This window comes from Metabacillus sp. KJ11-3, from assembly GCF_055808295.1.
Genome location: NZ_CM147865.1, coordinates 2,968,066 through 2,986,108 on the forward strand (window position 1 = coordinate 2,968,066; position 18,043 = coordinate 2,986,108).

The 18,043-nt window shown below is 36.1% G+C and carries 16 protein-coding genes; 5 read left to right on the forward strand and 11 right to left on the reverse strand.

Annotated elements, in window-relative coordinates:
• Nucleotides 1-6: 6 nt before the first annotated feature.
• The 6 genes from AC0L8O_RS15140 to AC0L8O_RS15165 all read right to left on the reverse strand — a co-directional run bounded on the left by AC0L8O_RS15140 (nucleotide 7) and on the right by AC0L8O_RS15165 (nucleotide 5,937).
• Nucleotides 7-279: a YokU family protein gene (locus tag AC0L8O_RS15140; RefSeq protein ID WP_473448919.1), complete on the reverse strand. Its 273-nt coding sequence runs from the start codon at nucleotides 277-279 to the stop codon at nucleotides 7-9.
• Nucleotides 280-295: 16 nt separating this feature from the next.
• Nucleotides 296-1,696 (reverse strand): lysine 2,3-aminomutase, encoded by a 1,401-nt coding sequence (gene kamA, locus AC0L8O_RS15145; RefSeq protein ID WP_473443432.1) that lies wholly within the window; start codon nucleotides 1,694-1,696, stop codon nucleotides 296-298.
• 262 nt (nucleotides 1,697-1,958) lie between these two features.
• Complete coding sequence (gene ablB / locus AC0L8O_RS15150) at nucleotides 1,959-2,810, reverse strand: putative beta-lysine N-acetyltransferase (protein ID WP_473443434.1); 852 nt, start codon at nucleotides 2,808-2,810, stop codon at nucleotides 1,959-1,961.
• Nucleotides 2,811-2,845: 35 nt separating this feature from the next.
• Nucleotides 2,846-4,234 carry a sigma-54 interaction domain-containing protein gene (locus AC0L8O_RS15155; RefSeq protein ID WP_473443436.1) on the reverse strand — a complete coding sequence of 463 codons (1,389 nt, stop codon included), beginning with the start codon at nucleotides 4,232-4,234 and terminating at the stop codon, nucleotides 2,846-2,848.
• Between the two features lie 193 nt (nucleotides 4,235-4,427).
• Nucleotides 4,428-5,201 (reverse strand): ABC transporter ATP-binding protein, encoded by a 774-nt coding sequence (locus AC0L8O_RS15160; RefSeq protein WP_473448921.1) that lies wholly within the window; start codon nucleotides 5,199-5,201, stop codon nucleotides 4,428-4,430.
• A gap of 100 nt (nucleotides 5,202-5,301) precedes the next feature.
• Nucleotides 5,302-5,937 carry a LysE family transporter gene (locus tag AC0L8O_RS15165; protein WP_473443437.1) on the reverse strand — a complete coding sequence of 212 codons (636 nt, stop codon included), beginning with the start codon at nucleotides 5,935-5,937 and terminating at the stop codon, nucleotides 5,302-5,304.
• A gap of 160 nt (nucleotides 5,938-6,097) precedes the next feature.
• Here AC0L8O_RS15165 and gvpU point away from each other — a divergent pair, with 160 nt between their 5' ends.
• Both gvpU and AC0L8O_RS15175 read left to right on the forward strand, forming a co-directional pair.
• Complete coding sequence (gene gvpU / locus AC0L8O_RS15170; protein WP_473443439.1) at nucleotides 6,098-6,523, forward strand: gas vesicle accessory protein GvpU; 426 nt, start codon at nucleotides 6,098-6,100, stop codon at nucleotides 6,521-6,523.
• 182 nt (nucleotides 6,524-6,705) lie between these two features.
• Complete coding sequence (locus AC0L8O_RS15175) at nucleotides 6,706-8,067, forward strand: amino acid permease (protein WP_473443441.1); 1,362 nt, start codon at nucleotides 6,706-6,708, stop codon at nucleotides 8,065-8,067.
• 31 nt (nucleotides 8,068-8,098) lie between these two features.
• Here AC0L8O_RS15175 and spoIIP read toward each other — a convergent pair whose 3' ends face one another.
• The gene (gene spoIIP, locus AC0L8O_RS15180) at nucleotides 8,099-9,250 is read right to left on the reverse strand and encodes a stage II sporulation protein P (RefSeq protein ID WP_473443443.1); all 1,152 of its coding nucleotides are present in this window, start codon (nucleotides 9,248-9,250) and stop codon (nucleotides 8,099-8,101) included.
• 221 nt (nucleotides 9,251-9,471) lie between these two features.
• Between spoIIP and AC0L8O_RS15185 the strand changes: the two genes are divergently transcribed.
• Nucleotides 9,472-11,421, forward strand: a complete 1,950-nt coding sequence (locus AC0L8O_RS15185) for a SpoIID/LytB domain-containing protein (RefSeq protein WP_473443445.1) — start codon at nucleotides 9,472-9,474, stop codon at nucleotides 11,419-11,421.
• Nucleotides 11,422-11,573: 152 nt separating this feature from the next.
• On the opposite strand, the gene AC0L8O_RS15190 is transcribed toward AC0L8O_RS15185, so the two are convergent.
• A complete protein-coding gene (locus AC0L8O_RS15190; protein WP_026562521.1) occupies nucleotides 11,574-11,774 on the reverse strand; it encodes a cold-shock protein in 201 nt (66 codons plus the stop codon).
• A 207-nt stretch (nucleotides 11,775-11,981) separates the two neighbouring features.
• On the opposite strand from AC0L8O_RS15190, the gene AC0L8O_RS15195 reads away from it, so the two are divergent.
• A complete protein-coding gene (locus AC0L8O_RS15195) occupies nucleotides 11,982-12,773 on the forward strand; it encodes a Cof-type HAD-IIB family hydrolase (protein WP_026562520.1) in 792 nt (263 codons plus the stop codon).
• A 16-nt stretch (nucleotides 12,774-12,789) separates the two neighbouring features.
• A complete protein-coding gene (locus AC0L8O_RS15200) occupies nucleotides 12,790-13,218 on the forward strand; it encodes a DUF1801 domain-containing protein (protein WP_026562519.1) in 429 nt (142 codons plus the stop codon).
• Between the two features lie 119 nt (nucleotides 13,219-13,337).
• On the opposite strand, the gene AC0L8O_RS15205 is transcribed toward AC0L8O_RS15200, so the two are convergent.
• From AC0L8O_RS15205 to pruA, 3 genes are all read right to left on the reverse strand, one after another.
• Nucleotides 13,338-14,576 carry a PucR family transcriptional regulator gene (locus tag AC0L8O_RS15205; RefSeq protein ID WP_473443448.1) on the reverse strand — a complete coding sequence of 413 codons (1,239 nt, stop codon included), beginning with the start codon at nucleotides 14,574-14,576 and terminating at the stop codon, nucleotides 13,338-13,340.
• Nucleotides 14,577-14,773: 197 nt separating this feature from the next.
• Entirely contained in the window at nucleotides 14,774-16,261 is a 1,488-nt protein-coding gene (locus AC0L8O_RS15210; RefSeq protein WP_473443450.1) for a flotillin family protein, read from the reverse strand.
• Nucleotides 16,262-16,484: 223 nt separating this feature from the next.
• Complete coding sequence (gene pruA, locus AC0L8O_RS15215; protein ID WP_473443452.1) at nucleotides 16,485-18,032, reverse strand: L-glutamate gamma-semialdehyde dehydrogenase; 1,548 nt, start codon at nucleotides 18,030-18,032, stop codon at nucleotides 16,485-16,487.
• Between the last annotated feature and the right edge of the window lie 11 nt (nucleotides 18,033-18,043).

Sequence of the window (18,043 nt, forward strand, 5' to 3'; positions counted from 1 at the left end):
ACAAGCTTAAAATTTAAAGTAATTCTTTTTTAGTAATCTAGGCTGTGACATTAAGACATCAAATTCAATTGTATGTTTAAGTCTCTTTGTATCTATTAACATAAGGTGGTCTTCAAGCTCTTCAATGGTTTTCTCTGTTTGATATTCCATCCCACATAATGAACAATAGACACCAGGTGTGTTAGTTATTTCAATCGCTCTTGTTCCATCCGGCAACTCCCAGTAAACCGTACATGCCTTCTCCTTGGCTCCTTCAGCTTCACACCATTCACATTTCATCTGTAAAGATTTCACCTCACGTTTCATCCTGAGCCGTCTTCTTTTGCTGTGCCAAAAATTTCTTTTCCTTTAATTCATCACGTTTTTCACGCTTATCTTTTAATGTTGAATATGCAGGGTTTTGTTGAAAGCTTTGTCTGCGGTTATAACGCTCCAGTGAATTCGGGACAAGGTTAAATTGTTCATCATTTAATAATGATGTAATCCCTGTTTTTGAAGGCTTTAAATCATGGTCAGAATAAATTTCTCTAAAATAATCATCAGCCCGGCCTGCAATATAATTTTCCGGTTCAGGATATGTTGTAATCACTCCTTCAAAATTTCGCAGTACTGTTTTTGTTGGACTTTGTGAAATTAAATAGTTTGGCTGCAATGTGATTTTTCCACCTCCACCAGGAGCATCCACAACAAAGGTTGGTACAGCATATCCACTCGTATGTCCACGTAGCCCTTCTATAATTTCCAGTCCTTTTGATATAGGTGCCCGGAAATGACCAATTCCCTCCGAAAGGTCGCATTGATAAATATAATAAGGACGAACTCTGATTTTAACTAAATCATGCATAAGCTTTTTCATAATCGGTACACTGTCATTAATACCAGCTAAAATAACAGCCTGATTGCCAACTGGGACACCGGCATTAACCAACATCTCACATGCTCGCTTTGATTCTTCAGTAATTTCGATTGATGTATTGAAATGAGTATTCAGCCAAACTGGATGATACTTTTTTAATATTGTGCAGAGATTTTCTGTAATTCGTTGTGGAAACACAACAGGAGCTCTCGTACCAATTCGAATAATTTCTACATGGGGAATTTCTCGTAAATTTTTTAATATATATTCCAGTATATTGTCATTTATTAGTAAGCCATCACCGCCCGAGAGCAGGACGTCACGTACCTCAGGTGTATGTCGGATATATTCAATTGCCGCATCTAATTGCTTTTTCGGTACACCCATGCCGATTTGTCCTGAAAATCTTCGACGAGTACAATAACGGCAATACATTGAGCATTGATTGGTTACGAGGAAAAGAACGCGATCGGGATAACGGTGGGTTAACCCGGCTACAGGTGAATCTTCATCCTCTTCTAAAGGATCTTCTAGGTCATATCTCGTTTTATGAATTTCTTCACCAATAGGGACAGATTGCATCCGAATAGGACATCTTATATCAGTAGGGTTCATAAGGGCAGCATAATATGGAGTAATATTTAATGGGATTGTTTTCGTGGATATTTTAACTCCTTCTTCTTCTTCAGGAGTAAGATCAATGACTTTTTTCAAATCATCAAGTGTACGAATGGTATTAGTTAATTGCCAAATCCAATCATTCCATTTTTCTTCCGGTACATCCTTCCACAGCTCAATGTCCTTCCAATGACGCTTTGGTTTATATAAATCATATAACATGATCATTTCCCCCTTACTTTTGCTATCAACAATAGATATGCAACTTCTATGCCAAAAACAAAAGTGAAGGGTGACCGTTATAAATTTTTCGGTATTCATGGTTATTTTTATGCAAAAAAGTAATAAAAATGGACCATATGTTTTTATGAGAAGATTGAAAGAGCAAGTTCGAATCGAATATTTGCCAAAATTTCAGCAGCAATTGGTAGATTGCAACCGCTGAATTTTCGGCAGCATGAAGAAAATTTGGCACCTATATTTGCTAAGATGATAAATCCTTTCCCCAAATATTCATATCTTCAAGCTTATCGAATATATAGCAATTATTTATGAGTCTTCCATGATATTGATATCCAAGTTGATAAAAAGCATAATTCATCCCGAATGATAAAGCTCTTGCCAAAGAGTAAGCATAATAAATTCCATTTCCCCTTAAATCTTGTTCTAAATACATCAGCAGCTTTTTCATTAGCCCATGTTTGCGGTGAGCTGGTATTGTCGCACAATCTGTAAGCTCGGCGTTATGATACATAGTGTTCACATCAGCAGAGGCAGCACTAACAATTTCATTATGATACTCAACAAGGTAAAAATAAGTCCCACCTTTAATCATACTTTCAACATATTTTGGATCATTCATTGGTGTTGGATAAACTTGAAAAACCTTTCCGTATAATTCAGCAAGCTGCCTGGTATCACCTACTTCAGCTTTCCGGAAACTATAATCAGTAGGTACTAACTTATCATTCATGATAGGCCCTTTATTTTTAATATCCTGAAGAATTTCATTTTCTTTTACCCAGTATTGACTTGTTCTTCTTTCGTTTTTGGTATATAAAGTCATAACATAATTGTGAGCCCCACTAAAATATCCAGGAATCACTCCTTCGAGTTCATATCCATGACTTAATAATTTTTGCCAATGCTCGGGATGTGAATAAAATAGTACTTTTTCACAGAAATCTTCATTAGAAATATGACGAATCTCCTGTAAAATTTGTGTCATATTTCCCCGGTAATGATCAATTCTAATTCTTTTGTTAAAATAATCCAGAAAGAGCTCAAGTTGATAATCAGAAGTTGACAATTTTAGGGTCTTATAAGGTTTCGCCATCTCTGGATCCCTCCCTTTCCTTCAACTAAAACCTTTTATAAAAGCTCGTATTTCTTCATTTTATATTGTAATGTTTGTCTGGGAATTTCCAGAAGTATTGATGCCTTTAGAACATTACCGTTAGTTGTGTTTAATGCCTGTTTAATCATATTTTTTTCGGTTTGTTCTACGATTTCCTTCAAAGGTTGAATACTTACTTTCTCCATTAATTTTTCTTTTTTAATAAATGAAGGTAAATGTCTAACAGTTAATAAATCTTCTTTTTCAACCATATTCATTGCAAACTCAATCGTATGTTCGAGTTCTCTTACATTCCCTGGCCAATCATGTTGATTTAATGCATCTAATACATGATCTTCAACACTTATCACAAGCTTGTTAAAAAGATAGTTATATTTTTGAATAAAGTGATGTGTTAGTAAAGCTATATCACCCTTACGATCTCGTAGTGGTGGAAGCTCCAGAAAAAACACATTTAGTCGGTAATATAAATCTGTACGCAAAACCTTCTTATCTATGAGTGTGGAAGGATGTTCATTCATAGCCACGATAATTCGTACATCAACTGCATATGAGTCTGTTCCGCCTACTCGTCGTATGATGCCATCTTCCAATACACGCAAAAGCTTTGTTTGAAATTCGAGTGGCATTGTGTGAATTTCATCTAGAAATAATGTTCCACCGTGAGCCAATTCGAATAATCCCGCTCGATCAACTGATCCGGTAAAACTGCCTTTTTTGGTGCCAAATAAGATGCTTTCAAGTAAAGAGTCTGGCAAAGATGAACAGTTTTGGGCTATGAATGGACCATTTTTTCTTGAGGATGCTTGATGGATAGATTGGACAAGCAATTCTTTTCCGGTACCTGTTTCTCCAAATATCATCACAGGTGATGAACTATCCCCTGCTTTTTTGGCAAGAGTAATGACATCTTTCATGGCATCCGAAGCAGTAATAATATCATCCCATTTGTACTTTGCACCTGTATTTTTTACAGGCTTAGATTGTTGTCCATTCACTTTTCCCTGAAGCTCAAGGAGCTTTTGTGATAGCTGCTTAACCTTTGTAATGTCCTTTGCAATCTCGATTGCTCCAACTATTTTATCACCAACTTTAATTGGCAGTGTCGTATTAACTGTATCTATTAGCAATCCTTTATTATTTTTATAGGTTTGGGATTGCTGATAAATAGGTCTTCCTGTTTCAATAACCTTTAATAAAGTGCTTGTTTGTTTACTTAATGAAGGAAACACATCTAAGACGTGCCTACCAAGAACTTCATCAATATCAACTCCATCGTGTTTTGCAGCCACCTGATTATAAAATATCGTTATTCCTTCGTCATTTACGGCATGAATGGCTTCATCTATACTACTTAGAATGGCTTCAAGCATTTGCTTCGTTTCAAACGTTTTTAATATCACATGAAACCACCTCTATTCCAGCCAAACTATGGAGTGAATCGCTCCATACTCCCCATTTTATTAAATGACCGAAAGATCTATGCTGTGTCCTGAGAACCCTCTATCACCAAAAAATATTTTTTATCGGTCCTCACGTGAAATGAAATGATCTTAAGGGTAAGATCCTCTTGAAAAAAGCAGATTTAGTCAATATTTATTTCCTTCTTAAAGTAGCCCGGCCATTTTCCCATGTAACTGATACTTTACATTCAAAAAGCTCTGTAAGCTTCTCATCTGAAAGCATATCTTTTGTGAGACCAGAATCAAATACCTGACCATTTTTTAATAATAGTGTGTGTGTAAAGATTGGTAAAATTTCTTCTACATGGTGTGTAACATAAAGAAGAGTTGGCGCAATGCTCTTTTCTGATAGGTGAGTTAATGCGTCCAATAACTGCTCACGGGCTAAAAAATCCAACCCTGTAGTCGGCTCATCAAGTATGAGTAATTCAGGGTCTGCCATTAGTGCGCGGGCAATAAGTACCCTTTGTCTCTCTCCTTGGGAAAGAGTTTCATATGCCCGATCAGCATAAGGAAGACAATGTAGTTCCTCTAATAATCGAATTGCTTTTTCTCTTATTTCTTCCGTCGGTTTTTCATATAAGCCGATTGATGCATAAGCTCCACTTAATACAATTTCAAAAGCACTGTCAGAAGGATAGAATTTTTGTTGGAGTCTAGAAGAAACGAGACCAATCTTTTGGCGAAGCTTTTCTGCTAAATAATCGCGGCCAAAGACCTTATCCAATACCTTTATAGAACCTTGTGTTGGAAAATAATAAGCACATAGCATGTTTAATAGTGCCGTTTTCCCAGCCCCATTCAATCCATATAACACCCAATTCTCATGTTGGTTAATGTGCCAATTGATATTTTGCAATATCCACTGTCCATTTCTTTTTAATGAAACCTGATCTAACTCAATCATTTTCTCCATAAGTACTCTCCTGAATTTTTTGATTATTTTGATCGTACCATAGTTTTTTGGTCTAGAAAAAGAAAAATAGACGATTTTTCAATCGTCTTCATTAAAAACCAAATAAGGCTTTTAAGCCTTGATATCCAAAATATCCACCAAACCCTAACAAAGATAATCCTGAAATAATGGATATGATTTTTAAGCTTGTATCATTTAAAAATTTTCGAAAGCCTGTTGTTAGTCCCGCAACAAATATATCCCATAACGTAAGGCCGACAAAGATCATACAACTATAAATAAGCAGCTGGCTTGTACCGCTTTCTTGTGCTGTTTTCGCCAAAACTGAACCATATATCCCGAGCCAAAATAAAATGGATAAAGGACTTGTTATCGACATCATAAATCCAGTAAAAAAACATTTACTCAGTGAATCTTTTTTTCTGCTGTATGTAAGATTAACGCGATTAACCCCTAAAATACTTTCAAATCCTGAATATAAAAGAATAAATCCTCCAAACAACCATAAAAAGATTTGCACAAAGGGAATATCTAAAAAATTCACCATTCCTAAGTAAACAAACAGCATAAAAATAGCATCTGCTATCATTGATCCTGCTCCTACAATCCACGCATGCCAGAATCCATTTTTAATTCCTTTATCAAGACGAGCCGAATTGACGGGCCCAATTGGAGCAGCAAGTGATAACCCTAAGAAAATATAACCGACCAAAATGCTAATACTCAAATATCCTTCTCTCCTTTTAATGGACTTGTACATTATATGAAAAAAGTTGTCCACTATGAGTGAATATTTACTCTTTCTGTTTTAAAAAATATTTGATGTTTAACTTAAAAATTAAGGGCATGATAACTATACCAATATTATTGATCAGAGGTGTTAGGTAATGGCAAAAGAACAAACACAAATGAGTACAAATGATGCAATCATGTTAATGTTTTTAGATTTAGTTGAACAAGATGGAATTGAAGTAGATATAACACTTTCAGTAAATGGTTCAATTATATCTGGAACATTAATTGGTGCTACAGCCTACTATGAAGGAGTTACAGAAGCATCAAAAAACTTTGAGGATAGCACAATGTCTAAAATCATCTCAAAAAAATTTCATGATTTAAAAGAAGAGTATGCAAAACAGAAACAACAAGAAGCAGAAAAGGAATCGAAAGAAAATGAAAATTCTTTTACCTTTATTCATTTAAAGAATGCAAAATATGTAACTAACCAACATGAAATTACACGTACAAATGGAACATGGTGGCGGGGGAAAATTTCGTCTATCGATGGATTTTCGTTCAATTCATTCGTTTAAACATAGTTTTTTTGCTTCCCCCTATAAGGGGGACTTTTTAGGGGAGTTACCTTTTTAAGAGATGTTGAGTGAGCCCCTCCCTCTATCTTGATCACCACATGATCGAATTTTTCTCTTGCTTTACATAATCAAACCCATCCTATCCAACAATAAGCGTAGGGAAGTTCGAGGAGGTTTTATGGATGAGTAATACAGGACAAAAGAAAAAATCAACACAAGGTGATTTACATTGGTGGCAGCTTTCTTTAATTGGGATCGGATGTACGATAGGGACAGGATATTTTCTTGGATCTGCAATTGGAGTAAGTATTGCCGGACCTTCAATCGTTTTTTCCTTTTTACTAGCTGCTTTGGGCACTTATATTGTATATAATGTTTTAGCCAAAATGACAGCACAGGATCCTCAAGAAGGGTCATTTTGTTATTACGCTGGTAAAGCTTTTGGAAAATGGGCAGCGTTTGGATGCGGATGGAACTATTGGTGTTCCAATATTCTAGTGATGGGAAGTCAATTAACAGCTTTGGCCATTCTATCACAGTTTTGGTTCCCTAATGTTCCGTTGTGGATATTTGCCGCTGGATATGCAATTCTCTCAATTCTAGTTGTGATTACAGGAACAAAAGGCTTTGATAAGATGGAAAATTTATTTGCCATTATGAAATTTGCGGCAATCCTTATGTTTATTGTCCTCGCTTTTGCCGCACTGTTTGGCTGGATCAACGGTGATGGTACGAAACCACCAGGAGTACCTCTAAAACTTGGTGAGCTTTTTCCTGAGGGATTTCGCGGTTTTTACTCATCTCTCATTTATGCTTTTTATGCATATGGAGGAATAGAAGTTATCGGAATTATGGCCATGCAATTAAAAAATAAAGATGATGCTCCAAAAGCAGGAACGTTTATGCTTATCAGCTTAACAACGGTTTATGTATTGTCTCTCGGACTTGCTGTCTCCTTAACAGGGATTGATGCGTTTCATGATAAGGAAAGCCCTTTTGTAACAGCACTAGCAAATTTTAACCTTCCATTTTTCCCTCATGTGTTTAATGGAGCGATTATTATTGCCGGATTTTCCACAATGACGGCTGCATTGTACGGGGTAACGAATTTACTTGTCACCCTGGCAAATGATGGAGATGCACCAGCACTGTTTTCAAAGAAACTAAATTTCAAAAGCTTGCCTTTACCTTCTTTAGGTCTTGCTACAATTGGGCTTAGCGCTTCTATTATTACAGCATTATTGCTTCCTGGTAAAATTTATGAATACATCACAACAGCAGCTGGAATTCTGCTTTTATATAATTGGCTGTTTATCGTGTGTTCTTCTTTTAAACTTTTGGAGCTCAAGATTTGGAACAAGCTGCTCGCCATTCTTGGACTGGTATTGATCCTTGCAGCAATCAGTGGAACTTTACTTGAAAAAGCTATCAGACCTGGTTTTTTTGTTAGTATTTTGGTTGCAGCCATAATAGGCATAATTTGTTTTTTCATGCGAAAAACCTGGAATAAAACAACTGGGGATGGAAACATTAAATATTACTAAACAAACAAGCCGAATCGAATTTCGGCTTGTTTTACTGTGAGTTCACCTCTTTCGCTTTTTGCTCATTGCGAATAAATTCTGCATACACTTCTGCAAATGCATCAATTGTTCGTTCTAATTCATCTAAATGATTGTCTACCCCTCCTATTTCAACTAGTAACGCTTTATTTGATACATCTTGATTATAAACACCATTGCCTTCACTTTTTGTTTTTAAGAACACTCCTCGACTGATACCCGGGAACTTCCTCTCTAATTTTTGGTGAATTTCTTTTGCAAAATCAAGGTTCTCCTGATAATTTTTATTTTCTTTTCCCACAACAAAATAGAGTCTTGCATAACTTTCTCCATTAATCGTTTTAGTTGTAATTTCTTTACGAGCAGAATCACGATGTAAATCCAAATAGTAGACAAAGTCATTCTCCTGTGTTGATGCTGCTTCATCAACGATACCACCTGAAAGTGTATATGCTTTTGTTGAGCTCCATCCCTTGCTATGTAGTTCCTGTGTCATATTTGTTTTGTCATGCTCTACACCAATTCCTTCTTTCATTAAATTTTGAGCTAATCGGCTTCCGAGTCCAATCACATTTGCTCTTTCATCTGAGCTTATTGCATCATTAGGTTGTGTAGCTCCCTTTAATAAAGGTAAAAAAGACTCCCAACTATGACTTTGATAAATAAATACTGTTTTATTCTCAGGATTTGTAACAGGTTCTTCTTGCTCCAATTCTCTACCTGCCAATTTTTCTTCTGCTACTTTCCTTTCCTTTAAGAGAACTTCTGTTGGTGGTGGTGATTCAAATGGGATATTAGTTAAATCTGTTCCTTCTCCTGCAACTGCAATTTCAGTATCATACAGCCTCATCCCCGGTAATTCATTCCCTAAAAATGTTCTTGCATCAGTTGGTTTAATACTTGTAGCAAGCTGTATAGCCAGAGTAGAAATATTGGAAGCATCCATGAATTGTTTTTCAGTATCTTGATAAAAATATTGATTTTCCGACTGAAGAAATTGAGCAAATAATTGCTCAGTATTCATTGAACCGATTGTTCTTTGAATACTATAAGAATCAATCGTCACTTGCATCGTAATGATGATCCCAATTAAGCAAAAGATGAAGACCAGCACAAGTATAGGTACATAAATGAGTTTAAAGAAGAATTGAATTGTCGATTTCACCGTACAACCTCCTTAATTATATGTATATGAGGAGGGTACAATTGTATGGCTTAATTATTTTCCTTATCTTTACTAATTACTTACAAACAACCTCTTCGATTTCCGTTGCTATTTTCATAAGGTTTTTTCCCTTTAATCTCCTATTGCTCCTACTAACCTCTCTTTTGTATGATTCTCCCTGTAATACTATTAATCTAAATTTCTAAGGAGAATGAGTATATTTGAAAAAGAATATTTTATTTTTTATGGTTATTATCATTTTTATCTCTATTTTTCCTTTTTCTAAATCTAAAGCTGCTACTTCAGAGCCTCAGGTACAAGTTAAGCTTGTCAATTATATTGGTAATCAACCACAGCTTTCTATAGCAATTCATGGAGAGTTCCTCATAGCAAATCACCATTTACGTTTACTTGATAAGAAAACATATGAAGCAAAAGTTGAACATGGAAAAATCTCATTATTTGACGGATCAACAAAATTAGTAACCGTTGACCAGTTGGAGCTAACTCCTGTGTCATTCACAAACTATCTGGAAATCAATAACCGTCCTTACCTTGGATCATTCCGATTTGTTGTTGAACAGGCAAAATATATTCGTCCAATTAATACTGTCTATCTTGAAGATTATTTAAAAGGTGTTGTTCCATTTGAAATGATGGCAAGCTGGAACAAAGAAGCACTCAAGTCTCAAGCAGTTGCTGCTCGCAGTTATGCAGTTGGTTATCTGTCACGAGTGATAGACGATACAATTAACTATCAAGTATATGGCGGCTATTCTTGGCATCCAAATACTGATGCAGCAGTAAATGAAACCTATGGTGAAGTGTTAAGACAAAATGGCCGCCTTGTGAGCACTGTTTTTTCAGCGAGTAATGGTGGACAAACAGAGTCAAATGCAAATGCGTGGGGTAGCACAGCATTATCGTACCTTCCAATTAAAACAGATCCCTTTGATGCAAAAACTCCTTGGCAATTTACAATAAAAAAACAGCAAATTAATTCTTCATCACTAAATTTAAAGAATCCCTCGTTATGGTGGAATACAACAACAGAAATGGATCGCTCACTTACGTCTACTATGAAAACTTGGCTTTTGCAAAATGGTTATGCAGGAAAAGACATCAAAATTGTTTCAATTCCTAAGCTAGCTCTCCATACACCAACATCAGGCGGCCGAGTCTCTAAAGGAGATATCACGTTTGAATTTTTTGTAAAAGATCGTGTAAATACAGATGGAGAGCTAGTTTTACAAAAGGTCGAATATGTAAACATTCCAGCTACCCGTATTCGTGCTATGATTGGAAACCGGGTAATCCTAAGTTATCTCGTTACAAAACAATCAGAAACAAATGATAGCTTTGCACTATTCGGTATTGGAGATGGACATGGTGTTGGTTTGAGCCAATGGGGTGCAAAAAACCGCGCAGATGCAGGACATTCTTATCGTGAGATTTTAAGCTTCTATTATGATGGGACATCTATTGTCAAAGATTACGCAGAAAGACAGCAAACATCTGGCACTACACCACAACCTGTTGTAAAGGAAGGTACGTCTGTTACTAAAATACAGCCCGTTGAAAAAGAAGAAGCACCTTCTAGTACAACAATACAGCCTATCAAGAAAGATGATACACGTAAAGATACAAATCAGCCTGTTGTTACAGCACCAGTCAAACCCGCAACACCCGCTAAAAAGTCAGTAATCGATAAAAAGGCGCCCATTATTAGCCAGCTAAAAGTAACAAGTGATCAAACTAAAAAGAAAGCTACTATTTCCTTTCACACTAATGAATCAGGAAAAGTCACAATCTATATTAAAAATGCTCAAGGGAAAATTTTGCATTATATTTTAAAGGATTCCTCAATAAAAGCAGGACCAATCAAGAAGGAATACAATTTCTCCTCATTAGCAAACGGGACATATTATGTAGGGATTACGGCAGTCGATAGCAGCAATAATCGAGCTTCTACATTACCATCTTTTACAGTAAAAAAGCCTGCACCTGTCGCGAAAACAAAAACAGGTAAAGTGAATGCCACAAAACTAAATGTCCGTGCGGCTGCTTCTACTAAAGCAAAAGTTATAGGTTCTTTAAAGAAAAACCAAAATGTTTCTATTGTTACTACAAATGGCTCATGGCATAAAATTAAGTATGGGAAGTCATATTGATATGTGTCAAAGTCTTATATTAAGTAGTAACACTGCACTAAGTTCAGCACTTTTTGCAAAGGCTATATATACGATTAAATGATAGTAAAACAAAAGGGACCCTTGCTCATATACAATGAGCATAGTCCCTTTACATTATGGTTTAATAAGCTTTAGATTTTTTGAACGTTAGCAGCTTGTGGTCCTCTGTTGCCTTCTTCAATGTCAAAAGTGACCTCTTGGCCTTCATCAAGTGATTTGTACCCTTCACCTTGAATTGACGAGAAATGTACGAATACATCATCTCCACCTTCAACTTCAATAAATCCAAAACCTTTTTCTGAGTTAAACCATTTTACTTTTCCTTGTGCCATCTCAATATTTCCTCCTAGATCAATCAAAACACGTTTGATGATAATTTCGATTTTTAGTATTACCTTTAGAATAAAAAATAAACATGAAATTTCATTTTTTAATAAATTATTTTAAAATGAATACTCCGATAAAATGTAATGACAAAATTTTCTATGATAGAATATAGAAAAGAGAGAAAAGACTAAAAAAAGGACTGTGAAGCGACGATGACAGATTACAAGGTTTTATTTCTGGACATTGATGGGACCATTCTCAAACCAGATGATACGATTGAAGACTCAACCAAAAAAGCTGTAGCAGAAGTAAAAGAAAAAGGTATTGAGGTTTTTCTAGCCACAGGTCGCCCACTACATGAGATCTCACATATAGCAGATGAATTAACCATTTCTTCATTTATCGGTTACAATGGAGCATATGCAATATACAATCATCAGGATATTTTCAGATCTCCCATGAACAGGACGACAGTTGAAAGCTATGTGAATATCGCAAAGAACAACGGACATGAGCTGGTTCTTTATACACATGAAGAAAATATCTTTTCAGATTTGGAAAGCCCTATGGTAAAAGAGTTTATTTCAGCTTTTCACTTACAAAAAAACAACAGTTACTCTGTTGATATAATTGATAAAATACTCGGAATCACTCTTATAAATCTAAGTGAAAATGAACCGGCACTTTATGAAAAAGCAGATCCCTCCATACACTTATCACAAGTAAATGTTGATGGACTTCGTCATTGCTATGACGTAATCCGGGATAATGTGAACAAAGGAATTGCTGTACAGCATATTTTAGAGCTTTTACATATTCCAAAGGAAGCATCAATTGCGTTTGGAGACGGCATGAATGACAAGGAAATGTTAAGTGTTGTTGGAGAAGGATTTGCGATGGGAAATGGACACCCTGATCTTTTTCAATATGCTAAATATAAAACAACAAAAGTGACAAACTCAGGTATTTATAATGGATTAAAATCATTAGGGCTAGTCGATTAGTTGGGAGGATCTTCATATGTACGAGCTAAAGACCAAAGAAAATGACAGTAGTGTAATCGAATTTATTGAAGCCGTAGAGAATCCCAAAAAACGTGAAGATGCGTACAAGCTATTGGATATTTTTACTGAGACATCTGGTTATCCCGCCAAAATGTGGGGGCCAAGTATTATAGGATTTGGAAAATATCACTATAAATATCCAACAGGTCATGAAGGGGATGCACCGCTCGTCGGATTTTCACCTAGAAAAGCAAAAATTAGTCTTTATTTTGCCACCGGTGATACAAAACGTGAGGAATTACTTCAGAACTTAGGTAAGCATACGTCCGGTAAAGCCTGTGTTTATATCAATAAAATTGCCGATATTGATGTGGATGTAGTAAAGGCACTAATTACACAATCCATTGAGTTTTTGAAAGAAACCTATCCGGATCAACCTGAATAAAAAACACAATCACCCTATTGATGAATCAATGGGTGATTTCTTTTAGCAATCGTTCTTCCATATCTGCATTAGTTACATCTATCTCCGATAAAAATAACTATTTTCACCAACATTGCATCCTACCGATCTTTTCTTTTACTTACCATCAAATCAAGATAAAGCTGACATTTTTGATTAAAATCGTTAAAATCAATTGTTGTTAACTCAGTAATTTGTTTCATTCGGTAATTTAATGTATTGGGATGAATAAACATTTGCTCTGCTGTTGGCTTAAGCTTGCAGTTATTCACTAGATAATATTCCAACGTTTTGACAAGCTCAGTTTGACTTTCTCTATCTTTTTCTTGAAGAATTCGGATATTTTTATTCGTATAATTCGTTCTTACATTCTTTTCATAAATAACATCCAAATACTGTAGAACTCCAATCTTGTTATATTCATAGGGAAGGTTTTCTTGTGTTCTTAATTCCTCTGTAATTGAAACAACCTCAAGCGCTTCCTTGTAACTTCTATGAAGAGAGAGAACAGGCTGATACTCGTTTCCGATTCCGATATAAATATTTGAATATCGCCTGACATCAAAGTTTGTTAGTAAATTGTCTACAATTTGAAGAGAAGCTTTTACAGGTGAATACTTAAGAGAATAACAGCCAACAATGATGACAATATTTGTCCGATACACCAACACATGACTTGTGTTGTCTTTTAAATTTAAATAGGAACGAATTGTTTCCTTTAATTCCTCGATTAGCTCTTCGTCTGCATGAATCGCATTCACAACCATTACACAAAAAATAGAAGGTAACACAATATCGAGCTCCGCAGCTTGCCACTTTAATTCCTTTTCATTTGTAAACTCATTATTTATAACCTTTCTGAAAAAGCACTCAATTTCCTCTGCTTTTTGTTGTTTTAGCTTATTTTTCTTGTAAATTAACTTTCCAACATGAAAGGAAATATCAAAAAGAAAATCAAGTTCTTCTTCAGTCAGAAGATTGTTTATTTCCTGCACCCAAATATAGCCCATAATACTATCCTTATACTTTGCATGAACAACAACTCGACGATTTAAACCAATTTCCTTCATTTCTTCAACCCGGAAAGGCCTGTCAGTTGTTTTTAATTGGTCGATAATGCCTGTTTCAACAAATCGTTCAAATATATTTAATGGACACTTTTTTGAGAAAATGGTTTGTTGGTTAGCATAATCAAAGTGATTTACATAATAAGAATTATAAGCCAGAAGAAAAAAGTGATCGCTCTCTACAATCACAGGCTTTTTTAACCCATCACTGATCACATCGACAACATCATTCAAATCAGTTAATGATAAAGCACGCTCTAATAGCTCAGTCATAAAAAAACCCCTACCTCATATTTCGTTAACCTTATGATACTTTGCTTTAGGATTACTTGTATAGTTTCATTGTAGGAAATCTTTCATAGAAATAGAACACAAGTTCAACCACATTATTTATTCACATATTTTAATGCTAATGTTTATCATTTTTTTGCATAGAAAAAAAACGGACAACATTTGCCCGCCTTCTCCTTTTATTTTTCAGGTTGATCATCAACAACCGTGATTGCATCTGAATCATTGTCCCGTTTTACATCTTGAAAAGTTATATGATTATCTGTCCGATTTGTACGGTTTGCATAAGACTTTAATAGCTCACCCATATCGATTCCTGTCATTTCTTTTAATGGTTCCTGAATATCAACCATTGTTTTTGTAATGCTTTTTCCAAAAGATGACACACCCTGACCGTTACCGGAATCTATAATTTTCACAGAATCAATATTACTTAGTGGCTGTGCAATCTTTTCAGCAAAGACTGGCAACATTTCAATTAATTTTTCAGTAATGATAACATCACCATGTTTTTCCATTGCTTCTGCTAATAGTTTACGAGCTTCTGCTTCTGCTTTCCCTCGTTCACGTATAACGTCTGCTTCAGCAGAACCTTCTTCACGACGAATTTTTGCCTTTGCTTCCCCATCGATCTCAGCTTTACGGGCTTCCGCCTCTGCTTTACGAGTCGTTTCATAGTACTCCGCATCTGCTTTTGCTTTACGAACTTTACTTTCTTCCTCTTCCAGCTTAACAGCACGTTCACGTTCTAAAAATTGAAGTGTTAATTCCTCTTCTTTTATTTCTTTCGCAAGCTTCGCTTTTTCTAATTCATAGGATTGTTCTGATTTTGCACGCGCCCGTTCAGTTTCCTCTTTGAAGGCAGCATCTTTAATATCTTTTTCTTTCTTTGACTCAGCTATTGCAATTTGACGCTTATATTCCTCTTCTTTTGCCGCTTGATCTGTTTGTGCTATATGAATACGCGTTTCACGCTGACTATTCGCTTCTGCGATTTCAGCCAGTTTACGAACCTCTGCAATACGTGGTCTTCCAAGGTTTTCTAAATAACCGTTTTCCTCATCAGCATCGCGTAAATCTGTTAAACCTAATGATGTAATTTTAAAGCCCATAAGATCTAATTGCTTTTGTGCAACCTCTGATACATCATGATTAAATTTTTCACGGTCACTGTTAATATCTTCAACCGTCATCTTCGATAAAATAGCACGAAGATTACTCCCAAGAACCTCAATAATTTCTGCTTCAATCTCTTCTTGCTCTTTCCCTAAAAATTGCTCTGCATAGTTTGCAATACCATTTAATGTGTCAGCTACCTTTACCATCGCAACTGCATCAGCGACAATCGGCACCCCGCCGTTTGTGTACACTCTTGGTGTTGAAAGCTTTAATTGAAAGGAAGTTAAATTAACAGGAGTAGCAGTTTGGAAACGTCTCAGTCTATAACCGCCACCTCGAATAATTTTCATCGAACGTCCTTCTTGGTCTGTGAATATATTCGTTTCTTTTTCAGGATCTCCTAACTTTGGACCTGTAATGATTAACGCTTGATTTGACTTGGCTGTTCGATAACGAATCTTCACCCAAAAGAAATATCCAATCCCACCGAGTGCTGCAATAATTAATAAAGGAATTAAGATAACAATAACTCCAAAAAACCCATCCATCTTTCTGCCTCCTAATAGTGTATTAAGCCATTTTTCCACGTGGTAGACTTTTTTCGGTAACTAGTTACCTTTGTTAAGTAATACGATTAAGGAAGTCGAAAGTTTCAGGAAATTAGAAATAGTTTATTTTTTTTCATGATCTACATTGTGTAACATGGGAAAGATGAAGGGAATTATTCATAAAAAAGAAAGCAGAAACTATGTCTGCTTTCTCACAACTTAATTACAACATCTCACTTATTGTTTTTGCCTGCATATGCAAAGCTAAGTAGTCCGGACCACCAGCTTTTGAGTCTGTTCCTGACATTTTAAAGCCACCGAATGGGTGATAACCAACAATAGCACCAGTACAGTTACGGTTAAAATATAAATTTCCAACATGAAACTCTTGTTTTGCACGCTCGATATACTGCCTGTTTCTTGTAATCAACGCTCCTGTTAGACCGTATTCAGTGTTATTAGCGATTTCAAGCATTTCGTCAAAATCCTTCGCTTTTGCAAAAGCAACCACAGGGCCGAAGATTTCCTCTTGCATAAGCCGAGCATTCGGGCCAAGATCAGCGAAGATCGTTGGTTCAATAAAGTAGCCTTTCGTATCGTCTCCTTTACCACCGCTCATTAAACGACCTTCTTCTTTTCCAATTTGAATATAATCCATAATTTTATCATATGAAGCCTGATCAATAACCGGTCCCATGTATGTTTCGTATTTTTCAGGGTTTCCGATAATCTTCTGCTCGGTAATTTCCACAACTCGCTGAAGCACTTGATCATAAACTTCTTCGTGAATAACTGCTCTTGATCCTGCAGAGCATTTTTGGCCAGCAAAACCAAATGCTGAAGTGAAGATAGATTGAGCGGCTAACTCAAGATCCGCATCCTTATCAACTAAAACTGTATCTTTACCACCCATTTCCGCAATCACACGTTTTAAGTGCTGCTGACCTGATTGTACTTTTGCTGCACGTTCAAAAATGCGGGTTCCAACTTCTCGAGATCCTGTAAAGGTAATAATACTCGTTTTAGGATGATCCACTAAATAATCACCAACTTCAGCACCGCTTCCTGGAACAAAGTTAACAACACCTTTTGGTAATCCTGCTTCTTCTAATACTTCTACAAATTCAGCAGCAATGACCGGTGTGGCACTTGCAGGCTTTAACACGACCGTATTACCAGTTACAATTGGTGCAACTGTTGTACCTGCCATAATCGCAAATAAAAAGTTCCAAGGTGGAATGACAACTGTTACTCCTGTTGGTGTATAAACGTATTTATTGATTTCTCCGTCACGGCTGTTTACGGACTTCCCTTTAGCCAGTTCAATCATTTGCCGACCATAATATTCTAAGAAATCTATAGCTTCCGCTGTATCTGCATCAGCTTCATTCCAAGGCTTTCCTGCTTCTTTTACTAATAATGCCGAAAAGTCATGTTTTTTTCGGCGAATAATGGCAGCTGCACGGAATAAAATATTGGCTCGTTCTTCTGGATTCCAATATCTCCATGTCTGAAAAGCTTTATCTGCTGCTTGAATGGCCATTTCCGCGTGCTCTTGAGTTGCTTTGGCTACTTTTCCCACAATTTCATCTTTGTTTGCCGGGTTATAGGAGACAATTTGACTTTTCGTTGTAATCCGTTCTCCATTGATGACAAGCGGGTATTCTTTTCCCATCACCTTATTCACATTTTCTAAAGCAGCTTCAAAAGTTTTGCGGTTTTCCTCTTTTGAAAAATCAGTGAATGGTTCGTGTTTGTAAACTGTTGTCATGATCATCGACT